This window comes from Methylobacterium sp. ME121, assembly GCF_000974725.1.
In the GTDB taxonomy this organism is placed as follows: Bacteria; Pseudomonadota; Alphaproteobacteria; order Rhizobiales; family Beijerinckiaceae; genus Methylobacterium; species Methylobacterium radiotolerans.
Genome location: NZ_BBUX01000053.1, coordinates 1 through 15,950 on the forward strand (window position 1 = coordinate 1; position 15,950 = coordinate 15,950).

A 15,950-nucleotide genomic window follows, 5' to 3' on the forward strand; every position below is an offset into this window, starting at 1 on the left:
TGGTCGACCATCGTTTCGATCAACCGCCGGGTGAATAAGGCGGTGCAGCCGATGACCGACATGGACCACTGGCACGTAGCCGATCAATGGAACCTGGCCGAGGACGGCTTCGGCGACTGCGAGGACTATCAGCTCCTGAAGCGCCATCTGCTCGCCGAGGCGGGTCTGCCGCGCCGGGCGATGCGGATGACCGTGGTCGTGGACGCCAACGGCGAGGGTCACGCCGTACTCACCCTGCTGACCGATCGCGGCGACCTCGTCCTGGACAACAAGACCAACGACATCTTACCCTGGCACCGGACCGGCTATGTCTTCGTCAAGCGCGAGAGCCAGGACGCCATCGCCTGGGTGTCGCTGGGCGGGGTCACCTCGCCCGTCACCACGGCGAACCGTTGAGAGGGGATAGTCGCTCGACCGGGCACAGCCTCGGCGAGGATGAGGCGACCGTCGGCTCGATGCCGTTCGTGCCCGTGCTGCGATGATTACCCCTCATATCATGCGCAGGGAACTCCGATGCGGCTAATTTCGGTGATGGTCCTCCCGCTCGTCATGTTTCTGACAGACGTGTCTGCCGAGGCACGTGTGCGCGGCGTCAAGGCTCACCATGATCACAGGGCTTCACGCGCAAGTGACATGGACCTCACGCTCAGACGCAGGGCCGCCGCCGATCGTGCGCGAGGTTGGATGGACTGGGAGGTGCACAGGCCGCTGTCCAGCTACCTCCCGCCTGTGACCAAGCAGCGGGTATCCGCTCCGCCGTTCACAGGTTGGGGTTATGGCGAGACGATCCCCGGTGCGTGGCCCGGCTTCTGATCGTACGATCCTGCACCGTGCGCAGCGTTTGCCGCGATCGTGCGCCCCATCGTGTCGTCGCACGCCTCGCTTTCGGCATCGGCATGCTGGCGGTGGCCGTCACGGCGCTGACAAAGGCTTCGATGAGATATGGGATGCGGCTACCGACATCGTGAGAATCCCCGATCTCGGAACAGCGCCATCCCCGGTCCGGTTGGCTCGATTGCAGCGCGTCTCGAACGCGCCGTCCACGCCATGACCGGAGGCAAAATGAGAGTCGATATCCGCACGCCGCTGATCGCGGCCTTGATGGTCATCGGCATGGTAGCCGGTGTAGCCGCCGCGGGTGGCGGAGCCGGCGGTGGCGCGGGCGGAGCTGGGGCGGGCGGCAGTGCCGGCGGCTCTGCTTCTGGAACCGGTGGTACGGGCTCCAGCGGCGTCAGTGGCACGGGCGCCGTCAACGGGGCGACATCACCGGGTACCTCAAGCACGAGTTCTGGGCTGCCTGCGGGCAGCACCGGCAACTCCAACATCTCGCAGGGGGGCAAGTCGGTCACGCCCGGTACCGGTTCGACATCTGGTACAGGTCGGTAAAGCGCCGGCGTCGCGCGACGTCCGAAGCCGTTCGAACCCCACACCGGACCGGAGGCGGCGAGCGCGATGGGTTTGCCGTCAGCGCCAGTCGTAGGGATTGAGCGGCTCGAGGACCCGACGCAACGCCTGCAGCGGGGCCGGCTGCTGTTGGTGCTCCGCTTCGCGGGCGAGGGCCCGTAGGAAGGCCTGGGGACCCTGCTCGAGGTCGCGACCGATGCCGTCGAACCGGTCGGCCGGCTCGACGTGCGGCGGATCGCGAGTCACGAGATAATCGATGTTGCAGATCGGCGCCGTCGATCGGTCGCCGAGGCGGTAGCAGATGTGAACCCGGGTATACGGCTCACCGAGCCGGTGCTCGGCGTGCACCCGCTCGACCGCGAAGGCTCCGTTGCTCGCGCGCTCGGCGTAGCGCAGGGTCTGAGCCACCGTCGTCAGCGCTTCCGTGCGCCGGCTCAGCACCAGTTCGACCGCACCTCGCGCGGAGGATAGGCGAGGTTCATCGTGGACGAACGATGATCGCGCGGCGGCGTCGATGCTCGCGCGCGGATCGGTTAGCGGACAGGCAGCGGGCACGACGCTGATCACGACCGAGCTTGGGCACTGGCCTCGGCAGCCCGAAGCCGCATCGATCTGATCTCGACCGCAGGCGTCGGCGTAGCAGGACCGCGCGAGAGTCTCGCAGGTCGCCAGGAACCGACCGACGGGCTCTGAGACGATCAGGTCGGCGGCCGACGCGGTCTTGAGGCCGGCCATTCCAACGAGAAGGCCGAGTGCCGTCGCGCAGACCATTCTCGCAACCCTCGCGGCTCGCCGATGATCGTCGGCGGAGGTGGGCGTAAAGTCCCGGCAGGCGAGACCGACCTGATCCAGCGCTTCAGAGAGCCTGCCGGACTGGTCGTACAGTAGTCCCTCGCCATCATGGGAGGGACCGATCCGATCGATGCGAGGTCGTCGATGCCGCATGTGCTCTGTGCCCTTGTATTCACTGGATCGGGTCGTTCCGAGAACAGCGGACGGGTTCGACGAACCAACACTGCCATCGCCTCGGGTTACGGAGAGATGCTGGATCACAGGAACTTCAGCGGATCCTTCTCCGGGGGCGGCGGCGCCACGTCGGCGCGGTTCCACCAGCCGCCGCCCAGCGCCACGAACAGCGCCGCGGTGTCGGCGTACTGGGTCGCGCGAGCACCCGCCGCGGTGACCAGCGCCGACAGGTAACCCTGCTGGGCGATCAGCACTTGCGTCGAGGTCACCGAGCCGGCCGTGAACTGCTTGCGGACCAGCTCCAGGCTCTGGTTCGTCGCATTGACCGCTGCGTCGGCGGCGGCCACCGCCCTGGCGTCGGCCTGCAGCGCTCGCAGCGCGTCGGCGACGTTCTGGAAGGCGGTGATCACCGTGGCGCGGTACTGCGCCTGCGCCTGGGTCAAGCCTTCCTCGGCGGCCCGCTGGCGTCGGAACAGGGTGCCGGCATCGAAGATCGGTGCCGTCGCCTGGCCGACGATCGTGAAGAACGAGGCGGCCGGGTTGGTAATCTGGGTTATTTGCGTCGCGCTCGATCCGCCCGTGGCCGTCAGCGTGAACTGGGGCAGGCGGTTGGCGACCGCGACGCCGACGCTGGCGCTCGCCTGCTGCACCATGGCTTCCGCCGCCTTGACGTCGGGGCGCTGCTGCACGAGCCGCGAGGGCAGGCTCACCGGAAGCCGGGTCGGCAGCCTCAATGCCGAGAGACGGAAGGTCTCCGGGACCTCGTCGGAGGGCAGACGCCCGGCGAGTGCGGTGAGCAGGTTGCGCTGCTGCGCGAGCGCCTTCTCCAGCGGTGGCAGCAGCTGCTGCGACAGGGCGAGCGCCGCCTGCTGCTGCACCACGTCGGCCCCGGCGATCTGCCCGAGCGACAGCTGCTTGTTGTACAGCTGCAGCACCTCGATCTGCGCCTGGATCACTTTCTGCGTCGCATCGATCTGCGCGCGCAGGGATGCCTCCTGGATGGCGGCGGCGACGACGTTGGCGGTCAGACTTAGATAGGCCGCCTCCAGCTGAAAGCGCTGGTTCTCGGTGGCGGCCTCCAGCGACTCGATCTGCCGCCGGTTCCCGCCGAACACGTCTGGATTGTACGAGACCACCGCCTGCGGGGTAAACAGGCTGTAGAGGTACTGGGTCTGGTTCTGCAGCGGCGATTGCAGGTCGAGGCCCGGGGCCTGGATGCCTTCGGCCTGAGGCGTCGCGGTCAGGCTCGGATAGAGCGTGCCCTTCTGGGCGAGCGCGTTCTGCTGCGCTACCCGCAGGGAGGCCTGCGCGGCCTCCAGCGTCGGGTTGTTGGCCAGCGCCTGCTCGACGAGGCGGTTGAGTGCCTTGGAATGGAACAGCGTCCACCACTGGCCGGGGATGTCGGCGCCCGAGGCGAAGCTCTGGTCGGCCGAGCCGCCTTGCCGGGTGCGAATCTTGTCGGCGGCCGACGGGTTCTTCAGCGGCTCCCTGGTGTAGCGGCTGACCGGCGGATCCTCCGGCGGCATGAAGTTCGGCCCCACCGCGCAGGCGGCGACGCTCCAAGCCAGCAGTATGACGCCGCCATACCGAGAGAGACGACCGAGGGCCATCGTCAGCGGGATTACCCATCCTTCCGACACGCGGACGAACATCCCGTCCCGCACCGGATATCGCGCGGCATGATGATCGAGATCGGGACGCATCGAGGCACTTCTGCAGGCGTGGTCCGTCGAGCGACGGCAAGCATCTGAGCTTGACCGTTCTCTATGGCGATTGCGGGACGTTTAAGGGGCGGACACGGCCTGTACTTTGGGTCGAACCTGCGTGCTCCTGGCCGGTCGCCGCCGCGAGAACAGCGAGATCAGGATCGGCATAACGACCAGGATCAGGGCCGGCGCCAGGAGGATGCCGCCAACCACAACCAGCGCCAGCGGCTTCTGGACCTGCGAGCCGATGCCGGTCGACAAGGCGGCCGGCAGCAGGCCGACGCAGGCCGCGACGCAGGTCATCATCACCGGGCGCATCCGCACCGTCGCGGCCTGGAACACCGCGTTGCGGCGCTGCCAGCCGTCTTCGACGAGCTGGTTGTAGTAGGCGAGCAGGATCACGCCCTCCATGGTCGAGATGCCGAACAGCGCGATGAAGCCGATCGCCGCCGAGACCGAGAACGGCGTCCCCGTCAGCACGAGGGCGAAGATGCCGCCGATCATCGCCATCGGGATCACCGACAGCGTCAGCAGCATGTCGGTGGCCGATGAGAAGTTGATGTAAAGGAGCAGGGCGATCAGCGCGAGCGTGATCGGGACGACGACCTTCAGTCGGGCGATCGCGTCCTGCAGGTTCCCGAACTCGCCGACCCATTCGAGGTGAGAGCCCGGCGGCAACTGGACCTGCTGGGCGACCCGGTTCTGCGCCTCGATCACGGCGCCGCCGAGGTCGCGTCCCCGCACCGAGAACTTGACCGGGATGTAGCGCTGCTGACCCTCGCGATAGATGAACGAGGCGCCCGAGACGAGCTCGACCGTGGCGATCTCAGAAAGCGGCACGGGAATCACGCCGCCGCTCGGATTCTGGGCGCCCACCGTGATGTTGCGGATCGTGGCGAGGTCGCGGCGGTACGCCGAGGCCAGGCGCACGCGCATCGCGAAGTGCCGATCCGAGCCATACTCGTACACGTCACCCGCGGTCTGACCGCCGATCGCGGCCTGAACCGTGGTGTTCACATCCCCGGGCGCCAGCCCGTACCGGGCCGCCTTCTCGCGATCGACGGTGATGCGGACCGTCGGCTGACCCAGTGAGGTGAAGATCGCCAAGTCGGTGATGCCCTTCACCTCGGCCAGGGCCGCCTTGATCTGCTCGGCCGCCTGCGAGATCGCGCTGAGATCGTTGCCGTACACCTTGACGGAGTTCTCGCCCTTCACGCCGGAAGCCGCTTCCTCGACATTGTCCTGGATGTACTGGGAGAAGTTGAACTCGACGCCGGGGAAGTGCTCCTCCAGCGTCTTTGACATATCCTCGACGAGCCGCTCCTTGGTCAGCCCCGATGGCCAAGTCTCCTCGTCGGTCAGCGGTGCGAAGATCTCGACGTTGAAGAAGCCGGTCGCGTCCGTGCCGTCGTCGGGCCGGCCATGCTGCGTGATCGTGGTCTCCACCTCCGGATACGCCTTGAGCACGGCGCGTATCCGGTTGACGTAGGTGTTCGCGGCCTCGAGCGAGATCGAGGGTGGCATCGTCCCGCGGATCCAGAGATTGCCCTCCTCGAGCTTGGGCAGGAACTCCAGGCCGAGCGAGCGGACCATCGTGCCGGCGACGAGCAGGACGACGAGCATGGCGCCGAGCGTCAGGATCTTGTTGCCCAAGGCGAAGCGCAGGAAGCGCGTGTGCCCGAAGTGCAGGAGGCGCACGATGAGCGTGTCGCGCTCCTCCATCTCGTTCGGCAGGATCAGGGCCGACAGGGCCGGCGAGACCGTGAAGGTCGCGAGCAGGCCGCCGATCAGCGCGTACGCGTAGGTCTTGGCCATCGGCCCGAAGATGTGCCCTTCAACGCCGCTCAGCGTGAACAGTGGCAGGAAGCCGACGATGATGATCGTCGCCGAGAAGAAAATCGCCCGGTTCACCTCGGACGCGGCGAAACTGATGGTGCCGAGCTTGCCCGTCAGGGCCGACCCCTCATCGCCAGCGTCATCGGCGTGCGTGATCGGACCGCCGGGATGCTCCGACAAGTGTCGGAAGACGTTCTCGACCATGATCACGGTCGCATCGACGATCAGGCCGAAGTCGATGGCACCGAGCGACAGCAGGTTGGCCGACTCGCCGCGGATCACCAAGATCGCCACCGCGAAGGCGAGGGCGAACGGGATCGTCGCCGCCACGATGATGGCGCTTCGCAGCGAGCCCAGGAACAGCCACTGAACCACGAACACGAGCGCCACGCCGAAGACGAGGTTGTGCATCACCGTGTGCGTGGTTTTGCCGATCAGCCCCGACCGGTCGTAGAGCGGCACGATGCGCACGTCGGGCGGGAGAATGCCGCTCGCGTTGATCTTCTCGATCTCGGCTTCCACGCGCTGGATCGTCGGCAGGCTCGGGCTGCCGCGGCGCAGCAGCACGATGCCGAGCACGATGTCGTCCTGATCGTCGTGGCCGACGATGCCGAGCCGGGGTGCGTTCGAGACCCGCACCTCGGCGACGTCGCGCACGAGCACGGGCGTTCCGTTCACCTGCGTGAGCATGGTGTTGCGGATGTCGTCCGGATCGCGGATCAAACCGATGCCGCGCACCACGGCCGCTTGCTCGCCGATGTTCAGCGTCTGACCGCCGACGTTGATGCTGGAGTTGTTCAGGGACGTGACGAGTTGCACCAAGGTCAGGCCCTGCCCTTGAAGCCGGGCGAGGTCGACGGCGATCTCATATTCCTTGGTCTTGCCGCCGAAGCCGGTGACGTCGATGACCCCGGGGATCGCCTTGAACCGCCGCTGCAGGATCCAGTCCTGGAGCGTCTTGAGGTCGGTGGGCGAGAACCCCTTCGGTCCGACCAGCTGATAGCGCATGATCTCGCCGATCGGGCTCACCGGCGAGATTGAGGGCTGGGCGCCGTTCGGCAGGGGGCTGAGCTGCGACAAGCGGTTGAGGACCCGCTGCTCGGCCTCCTCATAGGTGAAATTGTAGTTGAACTGGACCTTCACGTCGGAGAGGCCAAACAGCGAGATCGTCCGCACGACGGTGGCATTCGGGATGCCGGCGAGCTGCACCTCCAGCGGGATGGTGATGTAGCGCTCGATCTCCTCGGCCGATTGGCCGGGGTTCTGGGTAATCACGTCCACGAGCGGCGGCACGGGGTCGGGATAAGCCTCGATGTTCAGTTGGGCATAGCTGGCCGCGCCGACTACCAGCGTCGCGAGAAACAGCAGGAGGACGAGGACGCGCTGGCGCAGGACGAAGGTGATGACGCCGGTCATGACAACTTCCCGCGGTCGGTTGCGGTGCAAGCCGAAGCTCGTCGATCGGTGATCATGAAGCCTTCTCTCCGCTCGCGGCCCGATCGATGAAGAGGGCGCCGCGCGAGACGATCCGTTCGCCGGTCTGCAAGCCCTCGGTGACCTGCAGAAGATCACCGTCACGCAGCCCGAGCTTGATCTCGCGGGCCTCGACCGCGCCGTCCGGGCGCAGCACCCAGACATGCGCGCGGTCCCCCTCCTGAACGACCGCGCTCTCTGGGACCGCCGGGCCGCTCACGGCGTCGCCGGTGATGATCGCGAACCGCGCGAACATCTCAGGCTTGAGTTCTTGATCGGGGTTCTCGACCTCGCACCGGACCGCGAGCCGGCGCGTCGCCGGATCGAGGCTCGCGGCCATGTAGGTGACACGCGCGCGGAAGGTGCGGTCGCCGAAGCCGTTGACGGTCGCCACGGCCGGCTGACCGAGCCGGATGCGGGGGATGTCGCTCTCGCGCACGTTGGCGATCAGCCACACGGTCGCGAGATCGCCGATGGTGAAGACCGGATCGCTGCCGGTGCCGAGGTACTGGCCGAGGCCGACCTTGCGCTGCACGACTGTCCCGGCGATCGGCGCTCGGATCACCGTCTCCGGACTCATGCTGCTGTTCTTCTGGAACGCGGCGATCTCCGCGTCGGTCTTGCCCAGGATCCGCAGGCGGTTCTTGACCGCCTCCAGGGCCGCCTCCGCGGTCTGTTTGTCGCTCTGGGCCGAGATGACGTCGTTCTCGGCGCTCTGATAATCCTTGAGCGCGGCGGCTTTGGCCTGGAATAGCACCTGCTGGCGCGCGGCGATGATCTGGTTGAGCTTGAGCTGCTCCTGGGCTTTGTTGAGGGCGTTGATCGCGCTCTGGAAATCGTTCTGCGCCTGGACCATGTCGGTCACCTCGACGGTGAACAGGGGCTGGCCCGCCCTCACGTCGTCACCTGCCTTGGCGGTGATCTTGGTGACACGCCCAGCATAGGGAGAGTAGACCGGCACGTTGTCGTCATCGTTGAGCGCGATGCGCCCTTCGGCCAGTCCTTGCGGTCGGAACTCGGTCGCCTGAACGCTCGTGATCCCGAACGACGCGAGCTGCATCGGCGTCGGCCGAAAGCTGCGCTCGACCGCGATTGTCGTCGCCGGTTCGGAAGCATCGGCTCTGTCCGCGCGGCGGCCGGACAGGCCGGTGACGAGTGCTGCCGTCCTGCCAGCGACGTCGCGTGCGGCGTCGGGCCAGATGGCAACCGCCGCGACGGTGCCGATCAGAAGCATAGACGCGGCGGCGATCTTCAGCGTCGGCGAGCCGAATGGCCTCAGCGGTGTCCCGGCTTCAGCATCGAGAAGATCAGGCCGGAGCTGATTACGCACATCCATGCCGCGACCTTTCTAAACGACTGCCGCGCATACTTTTGCAGCTCGATGCATACAGAACTAAACATTGCGAACAGGAAGCATCAGCGTGTATCGCGCTGGCTTGTCGCGGGCACCGACGCCCGAGCGGCCGGCTCACACAGGCGCAGCTTCGCGGTAGAGCGTTGCTCCTCCTTCGGCAACTGTCAGTTCTGACAGGCGCACACCCTCGGAAGTTGAGCTTAGCAACCTAGTGTTAGGGTTTTTATATCGGACCGTGGCAAGTGTATGATGATTTTTACAAGCGGTGGGCGGCGTGCGCGGGTCGTCTAACTGTCAGGTTTGACAGGTTGCAGGTCGGCGCGATCCTCGCTCTACTACCCTAAGTTCCGGCGAGAATGTCGCAGCTCAGGTTCTGTGAAAGATTGGTAGCGGCGATCCGTCCCGAGCTTTCAATCGGTGTTGGGTTACGTCGGTAAGGAGGGTAAAGCGTTGGCGAGCGCGCACCATACGGGAACCCGAGCGTTACCCAAGCGCGCCGCTAGCCCTGTCGGTCTCATGCGCGCGCGCCCTCTGCTCATCGAGCCGAGTCGCGCGGCGCGACGAGCGCTCTTCCAAATTACCACGTTGCCGATGCTTAGTCTCAAGCCGAGGCTCGCCCTCGCGCTCCTCCTCGTGGTCGGCGTGTTCACGGCTGATCTCTTCGAGCCCGCCGACAACGTCTCGATCTGCTTCGCCTACACGCTGCCGATCCTCCTCGGCGTCTACATGGGTCCCGGCAGCACGTTCCGTCTCGCCGCCCTCGCCACCGCCGCCTCGTTGGTCGGCTCGTTCATTCGACCGCCGGAGGGCGGGATCGTCCTCAGCTTCGTCGTCAACCGCGTGATCGCGGTCGCCGCGCAGTGGCTCGTCGCCTTCCTGGTCGAGCAACGACGGCGCAACCACGCCCTGGTCGACGCACGTCTGACCGAAGAACGGCTGGTGGCCGAGACCGGACGGCGGTTCGTGCAGATCCTGACTCACGAGATCGCGACGGCGCTGACTGCGATCGACGGTCAAGGCTATCGCCTCGGCAAGCTGGCGCAGACGATCGAGCCGATGGACATCATCGCTCGCAGCGAGAAGATCCGACACGCCGCGACGCGCCTCAAGGGTCTGGTCGAGCGCGTCCGCCTCGCTGCCGAAGTCGGCCGTGGAGAGATCTTGCTGAACCGCGAGGCGATCGAGGCAGTCCCTTTCCTCGAGGCGCTCGTGGCCGAATATGAGGCCGCGCATGTTCACATCGCCGTGTGCGTGGCCGAGCCAACCCTGCACGGCGACCGCGTCCTGATCCATCAGGCGGTGTCGAACCTCGTTTCGAACGCGATCAAGTACTCGCCGCAGCCTTGCGCGATCAGCATCCACGCCGGCCGCTCGGCCCTACTCGACGGAAGCGAGATCACGGTGGCCGACCACGGCGTCGGGATCGCCCTGGAGGAACTCGATCGGGTCTTCGAGCCTTACTATCGCGCCGCCAACAGCGGCGGTGTTCCTGGCCTCGGCATCGGCCTGCATCTCGTGCGCCATTTCGTCGAGGCGCATGGCGGCCAGGTTCGCATCGAGAGCCAGGTCGACCGGGGCACGACGGTACACCTGCATCTGCCCGGAGCGAAGCCGTGACGCGGCGCATCCTGTGCATCGAGGACGATCCCGACATCGCCGAACTCACCAACGAGGTGCTCGCAGAGGCGGGCTTCCGTGTCGATCTTGCGATCACCGGCATGCAAGGTTTGGCGCGGTTGGGCGAGGCGCACGACGCGATCCTCTGCGACATCGACCTTCCGGGCCTGAGCGGGCTCGAACTGCTGCGCGCATTGCGCAAGACCGGCTCGCGGACCCCGTTCGTGCTGCTGACGGCTTTCGCCGGCCGGGAGAACCAGATCGAGGCGCGCCAGCTGGGCTGCGACGACTTCGTCGCCAAGCCCATCGACTTCGAGCTGCTGCTGGCCGTCCTGCACAACGTCCTGCAGCGGACAGCGCCGGCCGTGGGGGACACCGAGCGCCCGACGCTGACCGAACGCGAACGGGAGGTCCTCGCCCGGGTGGTGGAAGGCAAATCCTCTGTCGCCATCGCCGCCCTCCTCGGTATCAGCGAGCGGACGGTGAACTTCCACGTAGACCGCGTGATGCGCAAGCTGAACGTGACGACGCGCACGCAGGCCGCGATTACTTGCGTACGCCTCGGGCTGATGTCTGCCTGAACGCGCGGATCCCACGGATCGGTTAGATCGAGATATACATGATAGAAATAATGATTCAGAGTATGTGAGGCATATACATCTGGACTGGTTGTGAATTTCAAAAATAGAAACTAAAAATCGATGTGTAGACGACTACTGAAAAAATTGGCTGGGCCGCGATCCTTATTGTAACCAGGATTGTCGATGAACTGATAGTCGAACGACACTGTCACCGTGTTTGTCAAACCCAGCGCATAGTAGGTCTCGATGCCGCGCTCTGGCCCGTAACGCAACTGCCCGTCACCGATCACGAGGCCGAGGCCGCCTGCGGCAAAGTAGTCCCGATGCGCGCGCGACAGGCCGTTGATCATCGCGCCGATGCCAATCGTGTCGCTCGGTCGCTCCCACAGGGAGCCCTTGAACGAGAACCCACCGGAGGCGCTCCGATCGACATCGGTGAAGGAGAGGTTCTCATTGCGGCCATCGGCGGCGCTGACCCGGGCGAACAGGCCGATCTCCGGCGTGAGCGCCTGTTCGAGATTGATGTAGGCGCCCCGTTTGTTGCGGGTTCTCCGGCTGAGGTTCACGGCCGTGTTGACGTCGGGGATGTCGATCGAGTCCGCGAGCGCGACCACCTGCCGGTAGTTGGCGGTACGTCCCTCGTGCGAGAACGCGCCGATCCTCAGCCTTCCCGGCTGGTCGAGGATCGGGAGCACGTGGCGTTCCTCGAACTCGACCACGGCCCCGCCCCGGCGCGGGAAGCGCGGATCGAGCGGATCCGTACTCGGGAGCTTGGGGACCTGGGTATAGGCTGCGCGCAGCGCGAACTCGCGACGGTTGTACTCGACCACGATGCCCTGGGTGTAGCCGGGCAGGTTGGCCGGGAAATCGTAGGCCGCCGACTCCCAGAGCGACCAGTTCATGAAGTCGACGCGCGGATCGTGGGCATAAATGTTGCCGTCGAAGAAGTCGCCCAGCGCGAATTTGCCCGCCGCGACGGTGATCCGCTCGATATCCCGTGTGATCGCGACTTGGTTCGGCCCGTCCGGCACGGTCTCGGTCTCGCCGCCGAGCCCGAAGGTCTGACGCACGAAGTAGCGCTGCGAGCGCAGCTTCGGAGAGGACGAGCCGGCCTTCTGCGCCTCGCCGTTGGGAAAGCCGGCCACGCCGAGCGTGCGGCTCAGACCGAAGCCTTGGTCGAACTCAGGATTGTAATACAGCTCGGTGTTGTCGGTCAGCTTGAACCCGAGGAAGGCGGTGGCGGTGAGCGTGCCGCGCGCCTGATGCGGCACGAGGCTGTTGTCGCCGCGGTAAGGCGAATGGAAGCCCGTCACCCCCTGGTCGATGAACGTCGTCTGGCCGTGCAGCGAGAAGCGGCCGGTGTCGCCGTTGTCCGGATCGTGGGGGGCGAGCTCGTCGGGTTCGGGGGGCAGGCGCAGTCCTCCGGGAACCCAGAGGAGCCGCGCCATCACTTGGTTTGAGGTGAACGAGGCCTGGGTCGAGAACGCCCCGCCGTCCGGACCCGCAACGCTGCCGAGACCGAAGCGAGCGCTCCTGCCGTAATCGGCATAGCGATAGTCGATGCCCAGGGCGAGGTTCTCAGCGATTGCGAACTGCACGCCGGCCCCGAGTGTGAAGCCGAGATAGGAGTGGTCACGCCTTGCGATCCCGGCGAAGCCGGTATCCAGGTCGGGAAACGTGGAGCGGAAGCGTGTCTCGGCGCCCGCGAGGCCGAAGGTGGCGTAGACGAGGTTGCGTTCGAACGCGTAGCCGATACGGGCGCGGGCAGCGCCGAACAGATCTGCCTGAGCGCGGATGAGACTGAAGGAGGCGTCGCCGTTCTCGAAGCCGAACCCCGGCACGGTCGACGACACGGGCCGCTTCAGGTTTGCGCCGTAGAGGTCCGCCTCCAGGCCGTAGACGTACGGACCGGTCTGCCAGTTGTAGCCGCTGACGACACCGCCCAGCACCGTCGTGGCATTGCGTCCCTGATCGCTGCGGCCAGTGCTATCCCCGCTTCGAAACGCCGGCACGGAGCGACGCTCGACCGAGCCCGCGTCGAAGTTGAAGCTGCCGTAGGCGTCTCCGGCGCTGCCCTCGACGCCCAGATACCCGCCGGACCAGTCTGCGACGGTCGGGCGATCCGACGATGAACCTCTCCATTCGGCGGCCCGCGCTTGGTCCAAGCATAGGATCGCGACGGCGCCACCCAGAAGCGATAAAAGCTTCTCGATCGGCGATAAGATCTGAATTTGCAGATATCTCATGGCATAGCCTCAATTTTTACTGTATGAATTTCATCTTTTTGTGCATCTACGATAAAACGAATGTTTGATGAGATCTCGGATCCATTCGGGAGCTTGGATCACGCGATATGTTCATGACGGAGCATGGCAAAACCCACGTCGCCCAGACCGGCAACGGCGAGGCGGATCAGCAGAGCCGTCCCGAAACGGCGTGAGCGCATGATCCGCGGCAGGATCGAGAGGACGTGCAGTGCGTGTTCGAGGATATGCACCAGCACCGGAAGCTCGGCTGGCCCCGCGGTCGAGCCTCGCTCCGTCCCCGGCCCTGCGCGGGGTGGCCGCGCGAGCGGCCGGTGGTCGAGCGCGACCTGCAAGCCCATTCGGCTCAGCTGATGCGCGACCTGCGTCCCGATCAGGGCGCCGCGCCGCCCGATCAGGCCGGCGCGGTAGGCCCGCATCGTCAGCCCGAACGCCGATCGACCGAGGCCTGAGAGCAGCCTCGCGAGGTTGGGATGCCGAACCACGATGATCTCCCTGTGTCGGTCGATGTTCAGATGTGCAGCACGATAGCGCGCTGGCTTCGAAGCCCGTTCGAGCGATCTCGACCCGGCGGCCCGTCCGCACGGTCGAGGATCGTCTGGGCCGGCACGTCGCGCTCGGGCACCTCGTAGACGGCGAGCCGTGCCCGAAGGGCGCATCGCACGAGATCCAGCGTGTGCGGGCCGCCGGGGAAGGCCGCCACTAGATCGGGTCGGGCGTCCTTCAGCATGAATCGGTTGCGCACCGCCTCCGCCGTCTTACCGTAGCGAACCCAGTTCGGCGGGTAGCGCACCACGTGCACACCGGCCCGCCGCGCCCAGTCCTCGGCCGCCGCGCAGACGCCGCCCAGACCGCCGTGGATCAGGACCATGACTCGGCAGCGGCGGTGCAGCTTCGCCAACTCGAAGCTCACGAGATCCCGGTATTCCAGATGACCGCTGCCCCCAATGACAAGCCGCATGGTCGTCTCCCGCTCAAGCTGCCGGCCGGAGGCTCGACGCCTCCTGAACCGGATCCTCGCCGTCGCCGCCCGGACCGCCGGCCGAGATGGTCTCGTCCTCGCCGCCGAGCACCGCCTCGTGCCGCCGTTCGAGCAGGGGCGCGCACAGCGCGGCGACGTGCGAGTGCACCCGGCGCAGATCGCGCAGCGTCCGCAGGAACAGCGCATTCGCCTCCGCCATCGCGGCCGGATCGGCGTCGTGCGGCGCATCGCGCAGGCGCGCGACGTGCCGGTCGATGGCCGCGCGCTCCAGCGCGCGCAGGAGACCCTTGCGCCGGGCCACCGACCGCGCGGCGTCGAGGTCGTCGCGTAGGAACGCAGCGAGCGCGAGCTGCAGGCTGGTGAGCGCCTCGGCGTGGAGCCGTTCGATGTCGGCGAGTTCCTCGACGGAGAACGGCTCGCCGGTCCGTTTCAGCCGCCGGCTGGCGAACGCGACCAGGTTATGGGCTATGATGTCACCGACGTGCTCGAGGTTGAGCACGAAGGTCAGGATCTCCTGGGCTCGCGCCTGCGCATCCGCCGAGACGGTGCCGACCTCCTCGCCGCCGAGGTCGGCCAGGTAACGCCGGATCGCGAGCCCGATCCGGTCGATGGCCGCGTCCCGCCGCCCGGCTGCACCGGCCAAGGTCCGATCTCCGGTGCGGAACGCCTGAAGGGCATCGCGCAGGGCTGCGCCGGCCAGATCCGCCATGTGCAGGGCTTCAAGGGCGGCGTTGGCGAGGGCCAGGCTCGGGGTCGCCAGGGCGGTGAGGTCGAGGTGGTGCGGGAGTTCCGCGATCGGCGCGTCTTGCCGTGCGCTCTCAGGCATGATCGGCGCGGGCAAGAGACGCGTGGTGAGGCGGCCAAGCGCGGCCGTCCAGGGTAGGACGAGGATGGCGAGCGCGAGGTTGAGCGCGAGGTGGAACGCCATGGCTCCGCGCGCGGGGTCAGCGACGCCGAACTCGGCGAGACCTGCGGTGATCGGGTCGAGGAGCGGCAGCGCGGCGGCGCAGCCGGCCGCTCGCACGAGCAGGTTGCCCAGGGGAAGCCGGCGCGCTGCCGGCGCACCGGCTGCTTCAAGATAGGGCGGCAGTGCCGCGCCGAGGTTGGCGCCGAGCACGAGGGCGAGGGCACCCTCAAGGGTGATCACGCCTGCACCCCCGAGCGAGACGATGAACAGGATCGCCGCCACGCTGGAATGAGCCGCCCAGGCGAGCATCGCCGCCGCCAGGACGGCCAGGACCGGCTCGGCCGCAAGCGCCCCCACGAGGCTGCGTAGGATCGGCGTGGCCTCGACGGCGGTGAGGCACTGTCCGAGCAACGCGAGCGCCGTCAGCATCAAGCCGAGGCCGATCAGTGCCCGGCCGAGATTGCGCGGTTTGGACCGATCCGCGCGCGCGCGGAACAACAGGAACCCGAACAGGATCAGGATGGGGGCGGCCGCGGCCACGTCGAAGGACAGCACCTGCACGATCAACGCCGTACCGACGTTGGCGCCGAGCATGAGGGCGAGGCCGGCCGAGAGGTCGAGGGTGCCGCTCGCGGCGAAGGCGGTCGCCATGAGCGCGGTGGCGGTGCTGCTCTGGAGCACCGCCGTGACGAGCAGACCCGCGAAACAGGCGCGTGCTCGGCCCTTGAGCCCGCGCCCGATCAGGTCGCGCAGCTCCGGCCCGAAGCCGCGGGCGAGGCCGGTCGTGACCATGTGCGTGCCCCACAGGAGCAGCGCGACGGCGCCCGCAATGTGCAAGAGGGTGAGCGTGCCGGTCATGG

The 15,950-nt window shown here is 66.8% G+C and carries 11 protein-coding genes; 3 read left to right on the plus strand and 8 right to left on the minus strand.

What is annotated here, in order from left to right; genetic code table 11:
- Nucleotides 1–396 (plus strand): transglutaminase-like cysteine peptidase (locus ME121_RS24210; RefSeq protein WP_491892882.1); only part of this gene is annotated, 396 nt, incomplete at its 5' end.
- Nucleotides 397–1,464: 1,068 nt separating this feature from the next.
- Here ME121_RS24210 and ME121_RS34220 read toward each other — a convergent pair.
- From ME121_RS34220 to ME121_RS24235, 4 genes are all read right to left on the minus strand, one after another.
- Nucleotides 1,465–2,457 (minus strand): hypothetical protein, encoded by a 993-nt coding sequence (locus ME121_RS34220; protein ID WP_210254069.1) that lies wholly within the window; start codon nucleotides 2,455–2,457, stop codon nucleotides 1,465–1,467.
- Complete coding sequence (locus ME121_RS24225) at nucleotides 2,454–3,980, minus strand: efflux transporter outer membrane subunit (protein ID WP_053608464.1); 1,527 nt, start codon at nucleotides 3,978–3,980, stop codon at nucleotides 2,454–2,456. The genes ME121_RS34220 and ME121_RS24225 overlap by 4 nt, the downstream gene beginning before the upstream one ends.
- A gap of 174 nt (nucleotides 3,981–4,154) precedes the next feature.
- Complete coding sequence (locus ME121_RS24230) at nucleotides 4,155–7,328, minus strand: efflux RND transporter permease subunit (RefSeq protein ID WP_053608460.1); 3,174 nt, start codon at nucleotides 7,326–7,328, stop codon at nucleotides 4,155–4,157.
- A 52-nt stretch (nucleotides 7,329–7,380) separates the two neighbouring features.
- Nucleotides 7,381–8,721, minus strand: coding sequence for an efflux RND transporter periplasmic adaptor subunit (locus ME121_RS24235; RefSeq protein WP_053608461.1), 1,341 nt, complete (start codon nucleotides 8,719–8,721; stop codon nucleotides 7,381–7,383).
- Between the two features lie 534 nt (nucleotides 8,722–9,255).
- On the opposite strand from ME121_RS24235, the gene ME121_RS24240 reads away from it, so the two are divergent.
- Nucleotides 9,256–10,356 (plus strand): sensor histidine kinase, encoded by a 1,101-nt coding sequence (locus tag ME121_RS24240; RefSeq protein WP_078946964.1) that lies wholly within the window; start codon nucleotides 9,256–9,258, stop codon nucleotides 10,354–10,356.
- Entirely contained in the window at nucleotides 10,353–10,937 is a 585-nt protein-coding gene (locus tag ME121_RS24245; RefSeq protein ID WP_053608462.1) for a response regulator transcription factor, read from the plus strand. The genes ME121_RS24240 and ME121_RS24245 overlap by 4 nt, the downstream gene beginning before the upstream one ends.
- Nucleotides 10,938–11,047: 110 nt before the next feature.
- Here ME121_RS24245 and ME121_RS24250 read toward each other — a convergent pair whose 3' ends face one another.
- From ME121_RS24250 to ME121_RS24265, 4 genes are all read right to left on the minus strand, one after another.
- Nucleotides 11,048–13,183, minus strand: a complete 2,136-nt coding sequence (locus ME121_RS24250) for a carbohydrate porin (RefSeq protein WP_051976342.1) — start codon at nucleotides 13,181–13,183, stop codon at nucleotides 11,048–11,050.
- Nucleotides 13,184–13,281: 98 nt separating this feature from the next.
- Entirely contained in the window at nucleotides 13,282–13,686 is a 405-nt protein-coding gene (locus ME121_RS24255; RefSeq protein ID WP_091995204.1) for a hypothetical protein, read from the minus strand.
- A gap of 26 nt (nucleotides 13,687–13,712) precedes the next feature.
- The gene (locus ME121_RS24260) at nucleotides 13,713–14,162 is read right to left on the minus strand and encodes an SLOG family protein (RefSeq protein WP_081948878.1); all 450 of its coding nucleotides are present in this window, start codon (nucleotides 14,160–14,162) and stop codon (nucleotides 13,713–13,715) included.
- A gap of 13 nt (nucleotides 14,163–14,175) precedes the next feature.
- On the minus strand, nucleotides 14,176–15,948 hold the full coding sequence (locus ME121_RS24265) for a Na/Pi cotransporter family protein (RefSeq protein WP_043388296.1): 1,773 nt from the start codon (nucleotides 15,946–15,948) through the stop codon (nucleotides 14,176–14,178).
- Nucleotides 15,949–15,950: the final 2 nt, after the last annotated feature.